At 58.6% G+C, this 18,416-nt stretch carries 15 protein-coding genes; 7 read left to right on the top strand and 8 right to left on the bottom strand.

Annotated features, from left to right (window positions below; translation table 11 throughout):
* Nucleotides 1-4: 4 nt before the first annotated feature.
* The 4 genes from ppk1 to FMN52_RS11230 form a co-directional block, all read right to left on the bottom strand.
* The gene (gene ppk1, locus FMN52_RS11245; RefSeq protein WP_148608706.1) at nt 5-2,146 is read right to left on the bottom strand and encodes a polyphosphate kinase 1; all 2,142 of its coding nucleotides are present in this window, start codon (nt 2,144-2,146) and stop codon (nt 5-7) included.
* Between the two features lie 49 nt (nt 2,147-2,195).
* A complete protein-coding gene (gene hemB / locus FMN52_RS11240) occupies nt 2,196-3,215 on the bottom strand; it encodes a porphobilinogen synthase (RefSeq protein WP_008173501.1) in 1,020 nt (339 codons plus the stop codon).
* 142 nt (nt 3,216-3,357) lie between these two features.
* Nucleotides 3,358-4,383 carry a lipase secretion chaperone gene (locus tag FMN52_RS11235; RefSeq protein ID WP_148608705.1) on the bottom strand — a complete coding sequence of 342 codons (1,026 nt, stop codon included), beginning with the start codon at nt 4,381-4,383 and terminating at the stop codon, nt 3,358-3,360.
* 157 nt (nt 4,384-4,540) lie between these two features.
* Nucleotides 4,541-4,762, bottom strand: coding sequence for a hypothetical protein (locus FMN52_RS11230; protein ID WP_148608704.1), 222 nt, complete (start codon nt 4,760-4,762; stop codon nt 4,541-4,543).
* Between the two features lie 271 nt (nt 4,763-5,033).
* On the opposite strand from FMN52_RS11230, the gene FMN52_RS11225 reads away from it, so the two are divergent.
* The 4 genes from FMN52_RS11225 (at nt 5,034) to panP (ending at nt 9,723) form a co-directional block, all read left to right on the top strand.
* The gene (locus FMN52_RS11225) at nt 5,034-5,666 is read left to right on the top strand and encodes a TetR/AcrR family transcriptional regulator (RefSeq protein WP_148608703.1); all 633 of its coding nucleotides are present in this window, start codon (nt 5,034-5,036) and stop codon (nt 5,664-5,666) included.
* A 2-nt stretch (nt 5,667-5,668) separates the two neighbouring features.
* Complete coding sequence (locus FMN52_RS11220) at nt 5,669-7,369, top strand: isovaleryl-CoA dehydrogenase (RefSeq protein ID WP_148608702.1); 1,701 nt, start codon at nt 5,669-5,671, stop codon at nt 7,367-7,369.
* Nucleotides 7,370-7,513: 144 nt separating this feature from the next.
* Nucleotides 7,514-7,858: a DUF503 domain-containing protein gene (locus FMN52_RS11215; RefSeq protein WP_053113183.1), complete on the top strand. Its 345-nt coding sequence runs from the start codon at nt 7,514-7,516 to the stop codon at nt 7,856-7,858.
* A 188-nt stretch (nt 7,859-8,046) separates the two neighbouring features.
* Nucleotides 8,047-9,723 carry a pyridoxal-dependent aspartate 1-decarboxylase PanP gene (gene panP / locus FMN52_RS11210; protein ID WP_148608701.1) on the top strand — a complete coding sequence of 559 codons (1,677 nt, stop codon included), beginning with the start codon at nt 8,047-8,049 and terminating at the stop codon, nt 9,721-9,723.
* 105 nt (nt 9,724-9,828) lie between these two features.
* Here panP and FMN52_RS11205 read toward each other — a convergent pair whose 3' ends face one another.
* Both FMN52_RS11205 and FMN52_RS11200 read right to left on the bottom strand, forming a co-directional pair.
* The gene (locus tag FMN52_RS11205) at nt 9,829-10,095 is read right to left on the bottom strand and encodes a hypothetical protein (RefSeq protein WP_069182143.1); all 267 of its coding nucleotides are present in this window, start codon (nt 10,093-10,095) and stop codon (nt 9,829-9,831) included.
* Between the two features lie 89 nt (nt 10,096-10,184).
* Nucleotides 10,185-11,744: an inorganic phosphate transporter gene (locus FMN52_RS11200; protein WP_148608700.1), complete on the bottom strand. Its 1,560-nt coding sequence runs from the start codon at nt 11,742-11,744 to the stop codon at nt 10,185-10,187.
* A 207-nt stretch (nt 11,745-11,951) separates the two neighbouring features.
* Between FMN52_RS11200 and FMN52_RS11195 the strand changes: the two genes are divergently transcribed.
* From FMN52_RS11195 to FMN52_RS11185, 3 genes are all read left to right on the top strand, one after another.
* Complete coding sequence (locus tag FMN52_RS11195; protein WP_148608699.1) at nt 11,952-13,055, top strand: GGDEF domain-containing protein; 1,104 nt, start codon at nt 11,952-11,954, stop codon at nt 13,053-13,055.
* 79 nt (nt 13,056-13,134) lie between these two features.
* Complete coding sequence (locus tag FMN52_RS11190; RefSeq protein WP_148608698.1) at nt 13,135-13,581, top strand: flavodoxin; 447 nt, start codon at nt 13,135-13,137, stop codon at nt 13,579-13,581.
* 81 nt (nt 13,582-13,662) lie between these two features.
* Nucleotides 13,663-16,242, top strand: coding sequence for an EAL domain-containing protein (locus FMN52_RS11185; RefSeq protein WP_148608697.1), 2,580 nt, complete (start codon nt 13,663-13,665; stop codon nt 16,240-16,242).
* Nucleotides 16,243-16,246: 4 nt separating this feature from the next.
* Here the strand turns inward: FMN52_RS11185 and FMN52_RS11180 are convergent, their stop codons facing one another.
* Together FMN52_RS11180 and FMN52_RS11175 are read right to left on the bottom strand one after the other, a co-directional pair.
* The gene (locus tag FMN52_RS11180) at nt 16,247-17,104 is read right to left on the bottom strand and encodes an acyl-CoA thioesterase II (RefSeq protein WP_148608696.1); all 858 of its coding nucleotides are present in this window, start codon (nt 17,102-17,104) and stop codon (nt 16,247-16,249) included.
* 133 nt (nt 17,105-17,237) lie between these two features.
* Nucleotides 17,238-18,392 carry an FAD-dependent oxidoreductase gene (locus tag FMN52_RS11175; RefSeq protein ID WP_148608695.1) on the bottom strand — a complete coding sequence of 385 codons (1,155 nt, stop codon included), beginning with the start codon at nt 18,390-18,392 and terminating at the stop codon, nt 17,238-17,240.
* Nucleotides 18,393-18,416: the final 24 nt, after the last annotated feature.

Raw genomic sequence — 18,416 nt, 5'->3', positions numbered from 1 at the left:
GGAATCAGGTCTTTCCGGTCAGCCGTTCCAGCAATACCAGCTGTGAGGCAAGGCGTTCTTCACCTTCTGCGGGCTTGTTCTGAATATAACTGCCGTCCGGTTGCAGCACCCAGGACTGACAATTGTCGGCCAGGTAGGTATCCAGGTCTTCTCTGACCCGGGCGGCCAGATCAGGATCATCCAGAGGAAAGGCGGTTTCCACTCGGCTGAGCAGGTTCCGTTCCATACCATCGGCACTGGAACAGTACACATCCGGACGGCCATTGTTGCCAAAATAGTAAACACGGGTGTGCTCCAGGAAACGGCCAATGATCGACCTCACCCGAATATTCTCGGAGAGGCCCGGCACCTCCGGCCGCAGACAACAGATGCCGCGGATGATCAGATCGATTTTCACGCCGGCCTGAGACGCCCGGTAAAGCGCCTTGATCAGCTGGATTTCCGTCAATGCATTGAACTTGAAGATAATCCGGCCTTTCTCGCCATAGCCTGCTTCCCGATCAATCAGGCTCAGGAGCCGTGGATGAAGGGTGAAGGGCGAATGGAACAGCTTCTTGATCTTCAGGGCCTTACCCATACCGGTAAGCTGCTGGAACAGCTTGTTGACGTCGTCGCTGATGGACTCATCGCAGGTCATGAAGCTGTAATCGGTATACAGACGGGCGTTACCGGCATGGTAGTTACCGGTGCCCAGGTGCACGTAGCGGCGCAGCCGTCCCTCTTCACGCCTCACAATCAGAATCATCTTGGCGTGGGTCTTGTAACCAACCACGCCGTAAACCACGATCACGCCCGCTTCCTGCAGCCGACTGGCCAGCTCGAGGTTCTCGGCCTCACTGAACCGCGCACGCAACTCGATAACCGCGGTAACCTCCTTGCCGCGGCGGGCCGCATCCGCCAGCGCCTCGACAATCTCCGAGTCTGCCCCCGTCCGATATAGGGTCTGGCGAATCGCCAGAACCTGAGGATCCTTGGCGGCCTGGCGCAGCAGATCAACGACCGGGCTGAAATTTTCGTAGGGGTGCAACAGGAGAATCGGGCGCTTGCGAATGGCATCGAACATCGATTCCTTGCTGCGTATCAGCTTGGGAATCGACGGCGAAAAACCAGAATAGGTGAGGTCCGGCCGGTCCACCAGCCCACCGACAGCCATCAATCGGGTCAGGTTCACAGGGCCATGGACCTGGTAAAGATCGCGCTCGGTCAGACCGAATTCCTTCAGCAGGAACTGAACCAGCTCTTCCGGGCAGTTGTCGGCAACCTCAAGGCGCACGCCGTCGCCAAAACGGCGGCTTAACAGCTCACCACGCAGGGCCGAGGCCAGGTCTTCCAAATCGTCTTCAAGTTCAAGGTCGGCGTTACGGGTCAGCCGGAACTGATAGCAGCCTTTCACCTCCATGCCTGGGAAGAGCTCGTCGGCATGGGCGTGGATCATCGACGACAGGAACACCAGGTTTTCGCCACCATTGCAGACATCATCAGGCAGCCGGACCAGGCGCGGCAATGAGCGTGGAGCCGGCACAATTGCCATGCCGGTTTCCCGCCCGAAAGCGTCCTTGCCGTCCAGCTCAACAATGAAGTTCAGGCTTTTGTTGACCAGACGCGGGAACGGGTGCGAAGGATCCAGCCCGATGGGGCTGACCACCGGCAGAATCTCCTCTTCGAAATAAGTGCGCACCCACTCCGCCTGCTCCGGCGTCCACTCCCGGCGCCGGACAAAGTGAATGTTCTGCTGTTCCATCTCGGGAATCAGCACATTATTGAGTATGTCGTACTGCTCGCGAATGTACTCGTGAGCAACACGGCTGATCTCCGCCAGGGCCTGGTCCGGCATCATACCATCGGCACCAACGGTCTCACGGCCATATTTCATCTGCTGCCGCAGACCGGCCACACGGATCTCGAAGAACTCGTCCATGTTGCTGCTGAAAATGCAGCAGAAAATCAGACGGTTGATCAACGGGTGAGTGGTATCCAGGGCCTGTTTGAGCACACGGTAATTAAACTGGAGCTGGCTCAGTTCCCGGTTAAAGTAATTTTCATTGGCATCCAGGTTGATTTCCTCACCAACCGGGGGCACATCCACCGGCGCAGGCACACTCCGGTCATCCCCTGCCGTCTGATTCTTCGCCGTTTCCGTTGTCATGATTCCTCGATCCCAGTGTGTTCGCCACCGCTGGCGAATGATTTTGGCCTTATCCGCGCTGACGATCCCGCATCAGTCGGGCCGCGCGCACGGCAAAGTAGGTCAGGATTCCGTCGGCCCCGGCTCTGCGCATGGCCATCAGGCTTTCCATCATCACCGCATCCCCGTCCAGCCAGCCGTTCTGGGCTGCGGCCATATGCATGGCGTATTCGCCGCTGACCTGGTAAACGAATGTCGGTACCCGCAATTCCGTCTTCACCCTGTGCACGATATCGAGATACGGCATACCGGGCTTGATCATCACCATGTCCGCGCCTTCGGCCAGGTCCATAGAGACCTCATGCAATGCCTCGTCGCCGTTGGCCGGATCCATCTGGTAGGTCGCCTTGTTACCTTTGCCGAGATTGGCGGCCGAGCCTACCGCATCACGGAAAGGTCCGTAATAGCTTGATGCGTACTTGGCAGAATAGGCCAGGATCCGTGTGTTCACATGGCCGCCGTTTTCCAGGGCTTCGCGAATGGCACCAATACGGCCATCCATCATGTCAGACGGTGCGACCACATCAGCGCCGGCGTCGGCATGTGAGAGCGCCTGATTGACCAGTGCCTCGACGGTTACGTCGTTGAGGACATAACCGTCATTATCGATGATGCCGTCCTGTCCATGGGTGGTGAACGGGTCCAGCGCCACGTCTGTAATCACCCCGAGTTCCGGGTGGGCCGATTTCAGGGCTCGAACTGCTCTCTGCGCCAGGCCATCGGAGTCCCAGGCCCCGGAGCCGGACAAATTCTTCTTCTCAGCCGGAACCACCGGGAACAGGGCAATCGCCGGAATACCCAATTCCACCAGCTCTGCCGCCTGCTCAACCAGGAGATCAATACTCAGACGCTCCACTCCCGGCATCGAGGGCACCTGTTCCCGCTGGCCCTCACCCTCCAGCACGAACACCGGATAGATCAGGTTGTCCGGCGTAAGCTGGTTTTCCCGCACCAGGCGACGTGAGAAATCGCTGGCCCGGTTACGGCGCAAGCGGGTGGCAGGAAAAGTACGGGGAGTCGGAATCGGCACTGACAACCTCCTGAATGGCTGAACAAAAAAGTCTGATGGGCCATCTCGGCATCCGCCGGGCGCCCTTTGCGCCATCATACACGGCCAACGCCGCTGGTTGCAGACTCCCTCAACAGGATGAAGCGATTAAATGACAGGGAGATTACCGGATCGAATCCAGCGCCTGCGCACGAATCCGTTCTGCTTCATTGAAGTGACTGGCTCTGAGTCGCTCAAGCGCCTGCTGACGTTCCGGCTCTGCGAGCCCGGAGGACAACAGCCGGTCCCGCTCCTGTGAATAGACTTGCCAGCGGCGGTCCCAGTCCTTTTGCTCCTCCTCAAGGCGACCAAGTCGGTCTGCCGCAGCTTCCCCAAAAGCCTCCTGACGCCAGGCATTGAGAGCCCGTGGATCGTCTGCCAGCTCCCGGCGCACCTGTTCATAGTCTGCAAACCGCCGAGTTTCCTCTCTGGCCTTGCGGAGGGGTTCCGGCAGGGAAGACTCAGCCTGTCGAAGAGCCTCTGCTCTCTGCTCATCGGTCAGGCTGTCATCGCTTGCGATCCTGAGCTTTTCAATCTGGAAACGGTCCACTGCCTCATCGTCGGCAAAGAAAGCGTCGGCGGTATCGGCGTCCAGCCAGGTCCGTCGGAGCGCCTGGATCTCTGCCATCCTCCGCTGCATTTCACCGGCGCCAAGCCCGGACACCTCCCCATAGCTTTGCTCCAGCTCAGAAACCGCCAGCTTGTATTCCAGATAGTTTCCCAGGGTTGCCAGGGCCTGGGATCTCGCCGGCTCTTTCAGGGCCGACAGAGCCGTTTCTATGCGCGCCACCAACTGTTCCAGCGATTCCTCTCCCAGAGCTGACAGGAAATACTCGAACAGCTGCCGCAGATGCGGGGTCGGGATGAGATTGCCGAGCCTGTCCGTCCGGGCCCACCCCTCCGGGACCGACGTGCCTGTCAGCGAGGCCGGCAACTGATCGGGAATATTAATCGAAGACGCTTTATTCACAAGATCAGAGGGAGCAGTAGCGGCGCCCTCGGGCGCGGGTACCGACATGGAAGGTTCGGCGACGGACACCGCATCAACCGGCCTGCCAGCTCCACCCGGGTCTGGGCCCATCAGCCAGAAGCTGCCAACAGCTGCTATTATCACCAGTAAAACAAGGAAAAGACGGATAGGGGACTTCATGGTCAAAGGGAGTCCGGATCATCGGGTGACTGGCGACTTGCCCCGGTTAACGGCGCAAAATCATACTGGACGAGGATAATCGACGCTGACAAGTCATACCGAGACAGGGATCAAAAACGGAGCCGGGGCGAACCGCCCCGGACTACCGTGTCAACATTCAGAGGGAACGGTTGTTAAAACCCACTTCCATCTTGCGCGGCGTGTCAGAACGGAAGGAGGTATCAACTTCCTGAATTTTCCCGCCCTGGCTCAGGAACGCTTCGATGTCTGCCTGCAATCGTGCACGAACACGCGCACGGCCGGCTATGGAATGGTTGTCGTCACTGTCGCTGGTCCAGCTTCCGGACGGCTCCAGGTTGCTTTCGTCGAATTCACTCATATTTTTTTCTCCATCAACGAAAACAGATGGACGAGTGTTGCGACCCCGCAGGGAACTTCACTCCGTATCGGCGAACGACCACCTGCGGCTTCGCCTTGGCGTCTTTATAATCTGCTTTTGGTGGCCACGCTATTTACCGGCAATGCTTTTTTTGTAATTTTTTGTAACCAATAACAAGGCATTGAATTGCATGCGGAAATTTTATATCAGTCAACACTTAAAAAATTGACACAAAGAATGAATGATGATTCACTACTTATAGGGAGCCGGAATGGCCTATCGGGAAACGGAGAAAATGCGCCAGCGCAAGGCCGAGGCGCGTAAACGGATCGTGGAGTGCACTTACGAGTGCGTTGCTGACGGAGGCTTTCGCAGTGCCAGAATAACCCGTATCGCCGGTCTGGCCGGCGTCGCGACAGGAACTATCTACCGGCATTTCGAGTCCAGAGAGGATCTGTTTGCGGAAATTTTCCGGCTGGCAACCCAGCGGGAAGTCGACAAGGTAGCCGAAGCCCTGGCTTCCGAAGGTACCGGAGGTGAAAGGCTGGAACGGGCCCTGCAACAATTCGCTGAACGGGCGCTGAGAGCCCCCATGATGGCCTGGGCACTGATCGCAGAGCCGGTCGACCCAAAAGTGGAGGAAGAGCGCCTGGCGTACCGCAAGGCCTACGCCAACCTTTTCGAGAAAGCGATCCGCGACGGCATCGAGGAAGGATGTATTCCGGATCAGGACGCTCGCCAGAGCAGCACCTGCCTGGTAGGCGCCATCGCGGAAAGCCTGGTTGGCCCTCTGTCACCGACCCAGACCAGCCAATCGAACAGCGCAACACAAGACAACAATGACCCGCTGGTCAATTCCATCATCCGCTTTTGTATGCAGGGGTTGACCGGTACCAGGAGATAGCTATGATCGCGCCGCAGCCCCGGCCAGAGATGCCATCAAAGGACCAGGAAGATCGCTACCTGGCCAACACCCACGAGGTCTTCAACCAGCCTCTGGCTTTGGAGGACTACAATCTCTTCGAGCAGGATGTTGCCCTCCAGGAAGCCACACTCCGCGAAGGCGCCGGCAAAGCCGCCGAAGACCTCAAGGCATTCGGAGCTCTGGCCGGGGCTGCGGAAACTATTGACCTGGGTTTTCGCGCCAACGCCAATAAACCAGCGTTCAATACCCATGATCGGTATGGCCACCGAATTGATGAAGTGGACTTCCATCCGGCCTATCACAAACTGATGCGCATTGCCTTCGATAATGGTCTTCACAGCAGTCCGTGGAGCCATCCCGGCCAGGGAGCCCATGTAACCCGGGCGGCCAAGTACTATATGCACTCCCAGGTGGAGGCCGCTCACTGTTGTCCCGTCACTATGACCTTCGCCGCCATCCCGTCGATCCGGAAACAACCGGAGCTGGCAGCGGACTGGGAAGCCCGGATACTGGCCGACAGCTACGACCCCCGCAACCTGCCGGACAGCCAGAAAACCTCGGTCACCATTGGCATGGCCATGACCGAGAAACAGGGCGGCAGCGACGTTCGCGCCAACAGCACCAGAGCCTATCCGGTCGGCGCGGGAGGCCCCGGCCAGGCCTACGAACTGGTGGGTCACAAATGGTTCGTCTCTGCCCCCATGTGCGACGCCTTCCTGGTCCTGGCTCAGACACAGGGAGGACTTTCGTGCTTCCTGATGCCCCGCTGGCGCCCGGACGGCACCAAGAATCCCTGGCAGGTCCAGCGCCTGAAGAACAAGATGGGCAACGTCGCCAATGCCTCCAGCGAAGCCGAGCTGCGTGGCGCCCTGGCCTGGATGGTTGGCGAGGAAGGCCGTGGTGTCCCCACCATCATTGAAATGGTGGCCATGACCCGCTTCGACTGCATGATCGGTAGCTCCGCCGGCATGCGTCAGGCCATCGCCCAGGCCAGTCATCACTGCCGCCACCGCAGCGCCTTCGGTGCCCGCCTGATCGATCAGCCCCTGATGCAGAATGTCCTGGCCGACCTGGCCCTGGAGAGCGAAGCGGCACTGGCCTACACCATGCGCATCGCCCGCGCCCTGGACAACCAGGACAAGGAACACGAACGACTGCTGGCCCGCCTGGCGACACCGATCGGCAAATACTGGATCTGCAAACGCACCCCGAACCATGCCTACGAGGCCATGGAATGCATCGGCGGCAGCGGCGTGATGGAAGACTGCATCATGCCCCGACTGTTCCGGGAATCCCCCGTCAACGCCATCTGGGAAGGCAGCGGCAACGTTCAGTGCCTGGACACCCTTCGCGCCCTGCAAAAAGAGCCTGAAACCCTCGACGCCTTCTTCAAGGAAGCCGCTGAAGCCAAAGGCGCCGATCGCCGCTTCGACCAGTTCCTGGCGCAGCTGCAACACGACTTCGCCGACATCAGCGATTTCCAGTACCGTGCCCGCAACCTGGTCGACAGAATGGCCCTGGCCCTGCAGGGCTCCCTGCTCCTGCGACACTCGGATGCCGCCGTCGCCGACGCCTTCTGCGCCTCGAGACTCGAGTCCAGTGGCGGCATGAACTACGGCAACCTGCCCTCGGGCACGGATCCGGCAGCCATTATCAAACGGGCAACGCCTGTAGTAGGGTGAGTCGTTGCTGTTAGCCAGACCTGTCGAATTACGCCTTCGGCTAATCCGACCTTCGGTTAACTTATTACTCGGACAAGTAGGTCGGATTAGCCGAAGGCGTAATCCGACATCTTTTCGGCCCATTTAAACCCTGGCGAACCAGACATGTCAGAAGCCCTGAGAAAACTCCTGCGGGAAGGCCAAAAGCCCCAGCAGCCGGTTATCACGCCGCACGTGGGCGTCCTGACCCTGCACTTCCAGCTCTACGGCTGCGACGACCTCAAAGCCAAGCGCAAAGTCTTCACCGCCTTGAAAGCCGTATGGGGCAAAGAACCCGACCTGGCCGTCGCCGAGACCGCCGACCAGGAGGCTCTCGACTGCGCCACCTGGACCATCGCGGCCCTGGGCACCTCCTCCCAGCAAATTACCCAACGCCTCGACCAGATCGAAAAAGCCATCGAAGAACGCGTGGATGCTGCCATACTGGATATACACCGGGAAATACTCTGACCGTATAACCCGGGCCGGGGGCGTGTGGCGTAACCTGTCGCCAGGCCGTATACTACGCCCCCTCAGGGATGCCAGTGCGCCTGCCAGCGGCAGGCGACCAGAAATTAATGCCGGATATGAATGCCGGCCGTATCCGCAGGGCATCCGGAACCGGCCCTTCGGATGACCACTGATTGTGAGTGGCGCCTATGACCGGAAAGAAAAAATCCGCCCAGGCCTCGGTAGAGGCCATGTATCGCGTATTCACGGTGCCTGAGGCGCCGGAATCGACGCTGAGCCGGATTGACCAGAACATCTCCCGCAATCTTGCAGGCTTCCTGCAGGAGCACATTGTTGCGGTTGAACGGGACCTCTCGGATGTTGAGAAAGACTTCTCCGACTACAGCATCCCCGAGAAGCCCGTCTTTGTGTCTGAACAGGCGCAGTTCCTGCTCGACAAACTGGTGGCCAACTCCGTTCACACCGCCTCGCCGGCCTTTATCGGGCACATGACCTCAGCGCTGCCGTATTTCATGCTGCCGCTGTCGAAGATCATGATTGCCCTGAACCAGAACCTGGTCAAAACCGAGACCTCCAAGGCCTTTACGCCCATGGAGCGCCAGGTACTGGGTATGATTCATCGCCTGGTATACGAGGAGGACGGTGCCTTCTACCGCAAGTGGATGCACGATCCCCGTTACGCCCTGGGGGCTATGTGCTCAGGCGGTACGGTCGCTAATCTCACCGCCCTGTGGGTCGCCCGCAACCGGGCCTTCCCGGCTGAGGGCAGCTTCCGCGGGCTGCATCAGGAAGGCCTGTTCCGGGCGTTGAAATACTACGGCTATGAAGGTGCCGCCATCGTCGTCTCCCGCCGCGGCCACTATTCCCTGCGCAAGGCCGCCGACGTGCTCGGGCTGGGCCGCGAATCCCTGATTCCGGTGGATACCGACGACGAAAACCGCATCAATACCGATGCCCTGCGGGACAAGTGCCTGGAACTGCAGCGCCAGAAGATCAAGGTCATGGCCATCTGCGGCGTGGCCGGCACCACCGAAACCGGCAACGTCGACCCGCTTGATGCCATGGCCGACATCGCCCGCGAATTCGGTGCCCATTTCCACGTGGACGCCGCCTGGGGCGGTCCAACCCTGTTCTCCCGCACCTACAAGCACTTGCTGCGCGGCATCGAGAAGGCCGATTCCGTGACCTTCGACGCCCACAAACAGCTCTACGTGCCCATGGGCGTGGGCCTGGTCGTATTCCGCGACCCGAGTCTGGCAAGCGCCGTTGAACATCACGCCCAGTACATCATCCGTAAAGGCTCCCGAGACCTCGGCAGTACCACACTGGAAGGCTCCCGGCCAGGCATGTCCATGCTGATCCATTCCGGCCTGAAAATCCTGGCCAGAGAAGGCTACGAGATCCTGATCGACCAGGGCATCGACAAGGCCAAGACATTCGCAGAAATGATCGAGGCAGAATCGGATTTCGAACTGGTGACAAAACCGGAACTGAACATCCTGACCTATCGCTACTGCCCGGAAAATGTTCAGGAAGCCCTGGCCTGCGCCGACCCACTGCAGGCGGAAAAGCTCAACACCTGTCTGAACCGGATCACCAAGTTCATCCAGAAAACCCAGCGGGAACGGGGCAAGGCGTTCGTGTCACGGACCCGACTGGAGCCGGCCCGTTACTACAACTTCCCGTGCATCGTGTTCAGGGTTGTGCTGGCCAACCCTCTGACCACCAAAGAAATCCTGGCCGACATCCTTTCGGAACAGAGGGAGTTATCACGGGATGAAGGGATCGAGGATGAGATCAGCATTCTCCATCAGATGGCAGATGCTGTATTAAAACAGGCGACGCCGAACGCGAGACAGGCTTAAAAACGGCGGCAAACACTGGAGCCTGAAGAGTCGGCGGGGGATTCACAGCGTGTTTTTGAACCATTCCCCGCCCGGCTCGCTTCTCCCAAGCCTGCAGACAGAGCCCTAGTAAAGCGCCTCTTCATCATCCAGAACATCGTGGATAATATCCAAAAACATCTTATCCGCCTCACTCCAGTTCTCCGGAATCCGGATGTTGGTGCTGGCACTGATCTCCTGTGCAATCAGCTCCTCGGCGTTCGGCTGACCACGATGCTTGCGAGCGATCTCCATGGATTTAACGGCAATGGTCGGATCGCTCAGAACCTTCTTGATAAAGGTCCTCAGCTCATCAATCATCTTCGCCTGACGGCTTTCAACGGATGAACTCATACTTCACTCCATGGACAAATAGGCTTGAGGGGTGAGACACCCCTTTTTAAAGATAGTATGACCAAACTCGGTATATACAACCAGCCCGGTCAGATCAACAAGCCTCGAAGGGTAAAGAAGAGTATCGCGGCCATAATGGCAGAAGCCGGCACAGTAATAATCCATGCCGCCGCAATGCGTACCAGGTGCGAACGCTTCACCAGCTCTTCCCGGTAGATCTTCTTCAGGCGTTTGCGCTCGGACTTGGACAGAGGTACCTGCTTTTTCTTCTTGGCCCGCTTGAGCAGATTCTCCATTTCCTCAACCGATGCGTTGCGGAAATCATCCAGGAAGGGCTTGAGACGCTCCTGCTCGGCAGGATCATGGTGCTCCATGATCTTGTGCAGCTGGGTTGCATAGTTGGACTTCAGGTACTCACGGAGGAAGCCCACACCGAACACGCCACCAATGGCGATATGGGTGGAGCTGACCGGCAAGCCCAGTTGAGACGCGAGGATTACCGTGAGCGCCGCCGAAAGGGCGATACAGAACGCCCGGGTTTTATCCAGTTCAGTGATTTCACTGCCAACGGTCTTGATCAGGCGCGGGCCGAACAGCATCAGGCCAACGGCCAGACCCAGGGCGCCCACCATCATCACCCACAGGGGAATATTCGCCGACATGACAACCGAATCAGCAGATAGGGCGTCGTTGATGGCTGCCAGTGGACCAATGGCATTGGCCACGTCGTTGGCGCCGTGGGCAAAACTCAGTAGCGCGGCGGCAAAGATCAGCGGCCAGGTGAAGAGGGTATTCACCCCCGCGGAGCTGTTTTCCATGGTTGAGGCCATGCGACCCACCAGGGTACGCATGACAAAGAACACCACGGCGGCGGCGGCAAGACCGATCAGGGTCGCTTCCATAAAATCGACTTTGACGATTTTCTTGACGCCCTTGATCATCAGATAGGTGCCGAAAGCCCACGCCATGATCGCTACCAGCCAGGGCACAAAGGTTCGTGCTGCCGGAATGACCTCCTTGCGGTAAAGCACGGTCTTCTTGATCGCGAACAGGAACAAGGCCGCAAGTGCACCACCGAGAACCGGCGAGATCACCCAGCTGGCGGCAATCTTGGCCATCACCGCCCAGTCAGCGATACCCCATCCGCCGGCAGCGATACCGGCGCCGAGAACGCCACCAACAATTGAGTGGGTCGTGGAAACAGGCGCGCCCATCCAGGTGGCCAGGTTCAGCCAGAGTGCGCCTGCCAGCAAGGCGGCCGTCATCAGCCAGACGAAAGCCCGGCCCTCTTCCAGATTCGAGGGATCGATGATGCCACCCTTGATGGTGGAAACCACGTCACCGCCGGCAATAATCGCCCCGCCGGCTTCAAAAATGGCAGCGATAACGACCGCCGCGCCCAGGGACAAGGCACCAGAACCCACCGCGGGGCCGACATTGTTGGCAACATCGTTGGCGCCGATATTGATCGCCATGTAACCGCCAATGACCGCAGCGGCCATGAGCAACATACTGTTGGGCATTCCCTGACTGAATGATCCGACAGTCAGCCATACACCAAGTAGGAAAAGCAGGCTGATGCCGACCCTGTATCGTTCCGTGGTAGGGCTGGTGAGGAGGGTATCCAGAAATCCGCTTGAACGGGCCATAACAGATCAGGTCTCGTTTAGTCTGTGAGGATTGGGGGCGAGCTCTGTCGCGCGGCAACTATAAATTTTTTGACATGAAAATGAAATAAAACGGTCACATTTCACACAGAGTAAACACATCACAGACGGGACTGCAAAAATTCACTAACTTGACTCATAATTCCGGCGAAAAGCGTCAAAATTATAAAAACACCAAACAAGGTCCCCATGCCTCATCCAACTTCCTCCGGGCAGATCGCTGCCGGCGAACGGGAAGACGCCCAGGTCTCGCGACTGCTCACCTGGCTTTCTGCAACCGCCATCGGCTTTCTGATTGGCATCGGCGCCAAGGCCTGGTTCGCCGGGCACACAACCCATGCCTGGGTACTCTGCTCTTTCATCGGCCTGATTGCCCTGAACATGCTGTACTTTGCCGGCACCGGCAACCGCGCCCGCCAGAAAGCCGGGATGATCGTTATTGTCGGACTGCTTTTCACCTACCTGATCGCCTCCGGCGGCGAGAGCAACACGGGACCACTCTGGTTTTATGTCTTCCCTCCTCTGTTGTTCTACCTGACCGATCTGAAAACCGGCACGGCGGTTTTGCTGTTTTGCTACCTCGTTGCCGTGGTGGTATTCCAGTTTCCCGGCCTCCCGCTGGTATCCGCGGAATACAGCATGGATTTCAAGATCCGTTTTTTTGCCGCCCTGACCTTCGAATCCATTTTCTGTTTCGTGCTTGAAGCCAGCCGCCTGAAGGCACGCAATGAACTTCTGGCGCTTGCCGAAACCCATGAGTATGCGGCACGGACCGACGAACTCACCGGGCTAGCCAACCGCCGTGACATGCACAACCGCCTGACCATGGAGTTTTCACGCTACCAACGCTCTGGCCACCATTTTTCCATTGCCCTGATCGACCTGGATCTGTTCAAGCAAATCAACGACCAGTTCGGCCACGATGCCGGCGACAATGTCCTCCGGGAGTTCTCTGCACTCATGAGAAACGTAATCCGGCAGGCCGATGTCGCGGCCCGGTGGGGCGGTGAAGAGTTTCTTGTCTTATTGCCTGACACCTCCCTGCTGCAGGCCCTTACTCTGGCAGAGAGGTTGCGGTCCGAAGTCTCCAGGCATCCGTTCCGGTTCCGGGATCAGGCGTTACCGGTGACCATAAGCGCTGGGGTTTGCTCTATTGCCAAGGCCCGCTCACTTGACGACCTGCTCAAACAGGCCGACCTGAACCTTTATAACGCCAAAGAAGCCGGGCGCAACCGGATAGCACCGCGGGTCCGAAGCCAGGAGACCTACTCCTCCCCCACGCCCTCTCCTTGAGGCGGCAAAGTACTCCCGCTATGATCGTGCGCCATCGAACGACCGTATGGTCAATTCTCAGGCAGCGAATGGGTAACCTATGACATCAATCAGAATCCTGGTGGGCAGCGTCTATGGTGGCGCGCTCCTGACGGCCAGAACTCTCAAGAAAGAGCTGGAACGCGAGAGCCACCACGTCACTGTGCTGGAGAACCCGGTACTGGATGACATCACGTCGAACAACGATGCGCTTCTGGTATGCACATCCACGACCGGACAGGGTGAGCTGCCGGCCAATCTACTGCCCTTCTACCTCGACCTGCGGGATCAGTTGCCGCAACAACCGGGCCGGCCGTTTGGCATCATCGTGCTGGGTGACAGCTCCTACGGGGACACTTTCTGTGGCGCCGGCGAACTGATGGAAGAAGCGCTTTACGAAACCGCTGCCCGCAAGGTCGGAGACACGCTCAGGATCGATGCCCTGGAAACCATGGAGCCGGAAGCAGAAGCACTGCCCTGGGTCCGGGGATGGCTGGAGCAGATCTGAGCCCTGGCTACAAAAATTTGCCAAACAGGCTCTGCCGGCGACTTGAGCCGCCAAAGACGACACGCCATACTCCTCTGGACAATGACAATTAAGCGGTACGACGTGGCATCCACTCACTGGCTTCGTTTTCTGATAGCTCTGTTGCTGTTATCGGGCCTGGCTGCCCCCTCTCTCGGGGCTGAGGTCTCCTATGTCCCGCAGATCGAATACCTGCGCGCCGCTCCTGATGACAACCTGACGGCTAGCGAGGCCCTGGCCTCCGGCGACTGGCAAGTCCTGCCCGAAGAAAGCCCCAATTTCGGCTACATCCGCGATACAGTCTGGCTCCGCTTTACGGTGGCCCATCCTGCCACCATCAATCTGCTGGAAGTCCGCTACTCACAGCTGGACAGGTTGACCTTCCATCTGCTGGAGAACGGCCGGATCGCCACGCGACTTGAGACCGGGGATCATGTGCCGTTTGAACAGCGGCCCATTCTGCACCGGCATTTTCTGTTCCCCTTCGAGCAGAGTATTGCCAGCGAATACCAAATTCTGCTGGAGGTGCGCACCGAGGGCGCCATGCAGATTCCGGTCAGGCTCTGGAACGCCCAGGCTTTTTTTGAGCATTCATCCACCGAAGACCAGATGCACGCGATCTATTACGGCATCCTGATCACCGTCATTTTCTTCAACCTGTTTATCTTTTCCGCTCTGCGGGAACCGGTTTACCTGCTCTATGTGCTCTCGACGCTGGGCTATCTTCTGCTCATCGGCACGTTGAACGGTGCGGCCTTCCAGTTCTTATGGCCGAAAAGCCCCGGTATCCAGAACCAGATCATGTTGGTGGCTGTGCCCCTGGCGGTACTGTTTACCCTGCTGTTCTCGCGCTCGTTCCTGAAGCTGCGGGAAACCGGTCCGACGCTCAACCGGTTGGTAGTTTTCGCAATATCCTTGAACGCAGCTGTTGCGTTGATGACCTTCTTCGTGGATTACAGCACCGGCAGCCGGCTGACCGTAGCCCTGGCAATACCCAGCTGCCTGCTACTCACCGTGCTGGGACCGGTTCAATGGTGGAAGGGAAACCCGCAGGCCGGTTATTACACGGTGGCCTGGGCGGCGCTGACCCTGGGCAGTGCAATAACGGCGGCCAACAAGTACGGCCTGCTGCCCAACAATTTTGTCACCACCTATGGCATGCAGATCGGCTCGGCTCTCGAAGCGATTCTGCTGACTCTCGCTTTGGCAGCAAGGCTATATCAGGAGCGGCAAGACAAGGTTGAAGCAAGGGAGGCAGAACTGAATGCCCTGGCCGCTCGGCGGTCGGCGGAGCTGAAACTGATGGATCATGCCCTGCACAACCCGCTCACTGGCCTTCCCAATCGGGGCAGTCTGGAGATGATGCTGAACGATCTGATGATTCGAAGCCCGGAGCGGCGCTATGGCGTTGTCATCATCCACCTGAACAACCTGCAGTCGGTCACCAAAACTCTCGGACATCGCAACAGTGACCGCATTCTTGAATTGGCATCCAAGCACTACAACGCAGTCGCGCGGGAACTCCCCGGCGCCATGCCTGTGGAAAAGAGTGACCAGCGTGATTTCTATTTGGCCTCACTCGACCCTCAGACTTTCGCATTCATTGTCGACGCCGATACAACGGGCTCCGTTCCAAGGGCCATTCTCAAGGCCCTGGAAGGCATACGCTATCCGATTGACTACCTGGGCATGCAGATCCCACTGGATCCTAGGCTCGGGGTGGCGATCTTCCCGGAGCACGGCACGGATGCCAACACACTGATCCGCCGTGCGGTGATCGCCGAAGGATCGGATTCTGCGCGAGAGCGGGGCATTGCCTATTACAAGTCCCAGAAAGACTCCTACAGCGCCGACCGGCTGACCATGGTGTCGGAGCTACGACATGCTCTCAACACCAACGAGCTGGCTCTGTTTATGCAGCCCAAACAGAGCCTTAGAACGGACCGGATTGTCGGAGTTGAAGTTTTGATTCGATGGCCCGGGCGGGCAAAACCGATCCGCGCCGATGAGATTGTCATTCTTGCGGAACAGACCGGGCTGATCAAACCACTGACCCGGTGGGTAATTGAGCAATCACTGGAATTGCGCTCACGACTGCTGGAGCGCGGCTGGCCCCTGAACATATCCATCAATATTTCACCCAACAATCTGCGGGAGCCGGACTTTCCTATCTTTGTCCAGCGTCTGATGAACAGTTATCACAGTCATCAGGGCAGCATAATTTTTGAGGTAACGGAAACCTCCATGATGCAGGACCCAGCCAACTCTCTGAGGGCGCTGAACTCACTCAGCGCCACAGGTATCCCGGTGTCGATCGATGACTTTGGGTCCGGCTATTCATCACTGTCCTACATCAAGCAGCTACCCGCGAGCGAGGTCAAGATTGATCGTTCACTGGTCACCGAGCTTACCACTGAGGCGGAAGACCGGGTGATTGTGCAGACTACCATTGATATGTGCCACAGCCTGGGCTATCAGGTGGTGGCCGAAGGCGTAGAGGATGACCTCACCGCCAACCTGCTCAGGGACATGGGTTGCGACATGATCCAGGGTTACCTGCTGACACCGCCCCTGCCCTTCGATGAACTGATGGATTGGTTGGATCAAAACCATAAGCAACCAGACCAGCGCAAGCTGGGGTAACCGCCTAGGACCTCTGACGGATCAGGGCTTCCTGAGTGGTGGATGCCACCAGCACACCGTCCTGATTGAAGAAATTGCCGCGATTGAATCCCCTTCCTGCCGAAGCACTGGGGCTGTCCTTGTCGTACAGCAGCCATTCGTCCATGCGGAAATCCCGGTGGAACCAGATGGCGTGATCCAGGCTGGCCACCTGCAGCCCCTTGCTCATAAACGTCAGGCCGTGGGGGTTCAGTGACGTACCGAGAAACTGGAAATCCGATGCATAGGTCAGCAGGCAGCGGTGCAGCACAGGATCATCCGGCAGATGGCCCTGGGCCCGGAACCAGCTCTGCTTGTGGGGCGGGCGCTTCTCCGGCTTTAACGGATTGACCGGGTTTACCGGCCGGATCTCGATCGGGCGGTCACGGGTCAGGATTGGCCGCATTTTTTCCGGTACCTGGGGCGCCAGCAGTTCGCCCCACTCCTGTTCCGAGCGAAGCGTTTCCGGGTCCGGCGCATCCGGCATGGTCAGCTGATGCTCAAAACCTTCCTCGGCCACCTGGAACGACATGGAACCGGTCAGGATTTCCTTGCCGTCCTGGCGGGCAATCACCCGACGTACCGAGAAACTGCCGCCATCACGGACGCGCTGGACCTCGTAGTCAATGGGCATGTCCTGGTTGCCGGGGCGCAGAAAGTAGGCATGGAGAGAGTGACAAAGGCGACCTTCGACGGTTCGACTGGCCGCCATCAACGCCTGGCCAAGAACCTGCCCGCCAAACACGTTGGGAAAGCCCAGATCCTCGCTGTCACCCTGGAAGTGGTCGTCACCGATGGGCGAGAGATCCAGCAACTCCACCAGTTTCTTGGTTACCTCAAGCATGCCTGCTCCTGTGATTTCGTTAGCACACGAAGGAGTTTTCTACCGCAAGCGGCGAAATTTCGCAATGAAAAGCCGTGGCCGGCCAACAGAAAACAGCCCCGTGGAACCGGGGCTGTCGAATGGAATAGGAGAATCAGCCGTGTATCGGCGGCACTTCCTTGGACAGGGCCTGCTTTTCCATGGCAAAGCTGCCGGTTACCGCAAACCCCAGAACATCGCCCCCGGGGCTCTTGAACAGCGCCTTGACGCTGGTGCCATCCTGCTCAACCTCCCAGCTGCCCTCGGCTTCGGACGGTGGTGGGCAAACTGCCGTGGGGCAACAGGGCGTCTTGATCATCACCGGCATGGTGCCATAGCTCACTTCGGTGCGCTCACCTAGTAACGTTTTGGCAAGCGCCCGGGAACAGGCCATCAGCGGCAACACATAAAGCAGGACGTGACCGTCGACTTCGGCGCAGTCACCGAGTGCGTAAACATCCGGCGCTGAGGTCTCCAGGGCGCGATTGACCACGATGCCTCGGGCCGTTTCAAGCCCCGCAGCCTGGGCCAGATCAATCCGCGGACGAAGGCCAACGGCCGACAATACCAAATCTGCGTCCAGCGCCTCGCCATTGGCAAGGGTCAGGCTGATGCCATTCCCCTTGCGGTCGACCCGGTCAACCACGGTTCCGAGGTGGAAACCAACCCCCAGATTCTCCAGCTCCTGCTGGACGGCGTTGGCCGCAGCCTCGGGCAGCAAACCGGGCATCACACCCTCGGAGGGAGCAATCACGTCCACTTCATAACCGCCGTTTCGGAGATCGTTGGCGAACTCACAACCAATCAGGCCGGCCCCCATGATTGCCACCCGTTTGCCCTCGCCCAGGGCCTTCCGGAAGGCGCGATAATCCATCAGGTCATTGATCGAAAACACGTGTTCCTGGCCATCACCATCAAGGCCAAGCCGGATCACATCGGCGCCCCAGGCCAGAACCAGCTTGCTGTAGGCAAGCCGCTCGTCACCAAGAATCAGTTCGTGGGCGTCGGCATCAATGCCGGTGACCGTGGCAAAGGTCCGGATCCGGACATTCAACTGCTCCGCCATGGCGTCGGTCGCGCCCTGGGCCAGTCCGTCGGCATCCTTTCCCTTGGTGAAGCCTGTGGACAACATGGGCTTGGAGTAACTCACGCCATCGTCGGCGGTCACCATCAGGACCGGTGAATCCTTGTCCTGCTTCCGGATTTCCCGTGCCAGCGAGTAGCCGGACAACCCGGTGCCAACGATAATGATGGGGGCCTGCTCAGTCATAACCGCGTTCCTGTTTTTAACGAA

The sequence above is a fragment of the Marinobacter sp. BW6 genome (assembly GCF_008107725.1).
Lineage (GTDB): Bacteria > Pseudomonadota > Gammaproteobacteria > Pseudomonadales > Oleiphilaceae > Marinobacter.
This window is presented reverse-complemented; position numbering and strand designations above follow the sequence as displayed.

What these genes read in the sequence shown, in the direction of transcription:
- FMN52_RS11230 (WP_148608704.1), bottom strand. Translation starts at nt 4,762, where the DNA reads ATGAGTGAATTCGACGAAAGCAACCTGGAGCCGTCCGGAAGCTGGACC.
- FMN52_RS11225 (WP_148608703.1), top strand. Translation starts at nt 5,034, where the DNA reads ATGGCCTATCGGGAAACGGAGAAAATGCGCCAGCGCAAGGCCGAGGCG.
- FMN52_RS11190 (WP_148608698.1), top strand. Translation starts at nt 13,135, where the DNA reads ATGACATCAATCAGAATCCTGGTGGGCAGCGTCTATGGTGGCGCGCTC.
- FMN52_RS11215 (WP_053113183.1), top strand. Translation starts at nt 7,514, where the DNA reads ATGTCAGAAGCCCTGAGAAAACTCCTGCGGGAAGGCCAAAAGCCCCAG.
- ppk1 (WP_148608706.1), bottom strand. Translation starts at nt 2,146, where the DNA reads ATGACAACGGAAACGGCGAAGAATCAGACGGCAGGGGATGACCGGAGT.
- FMN52_RS11200 (WP_148608700.1), bottom strand. Translation starts at nt 11,744, where the DNA reads ATGGCCCGTTCAAGCGGATTTCTGGATACCCTCCTCACCAGCCCTACC.
- FMN52_RS11175 (WP_148608695.1), bottom strand. Translation starts at nt 18,392, where the DNA reads ATGACTGAGCAGGCCCCCATCATTATCGTTGGCACCGGGTTGTCCGGC.
- FMN52_RS11205 (WP_069182143.1), bottom strand. Translation starts at nt 10,095, where the DNA reads ATGAGTTCATCCGTTGAAAGCCGTCAGGCGAAGATGATTGATGAGCTG.
- FMN52_RS11220 (WP_148608702.1), top strand. Translation starts at nt 5,669, where the DNA reads ATGATCGCGCCGCAGCCCCGGCCAGAGATGCCATCAAAGGACCAGGAA.
- panP (WP_148608701.1), top strand. Translation starts at nt 8,047, where the DNA reads ATGACCGGAAAGAAAAAATCCGCCCAGGCCTCGGTAGAGGCCATGTAT.
- FMN52_RS11195 (WP_148608699.1), top strand. Translation starts at nt 11,952, where the DNA reads ATGCCTCATCCAACTTCCTCCGGGCAGATCGCTGCCGGCGAACGGGAA.
- FMN52_RS11235 (WP_148608705.1), bottom strand. Translation starts at nt 4,383, where the DNA reads ATGAAGTCCCCTATCCGTCTTTTCCTTGTTTTACTGGTGATAATAGCA.
- FMN52_RS11180 (WP_148608696.1), bottom strand. Translation starts at nt 17,104, where the DNA reads ATGCTTGAGGTAACCAAGAAACTGGTGGAGTTGCTGGATCTCTCGCCC.
- FMN52_RS11185 (WP_148608697.1), top strand. Translation starts at nt 13,663, where the DNA reads ATGACAATTAAGCGGTACGACGTGGCATCCACTCACTGGCTTCGTTTT.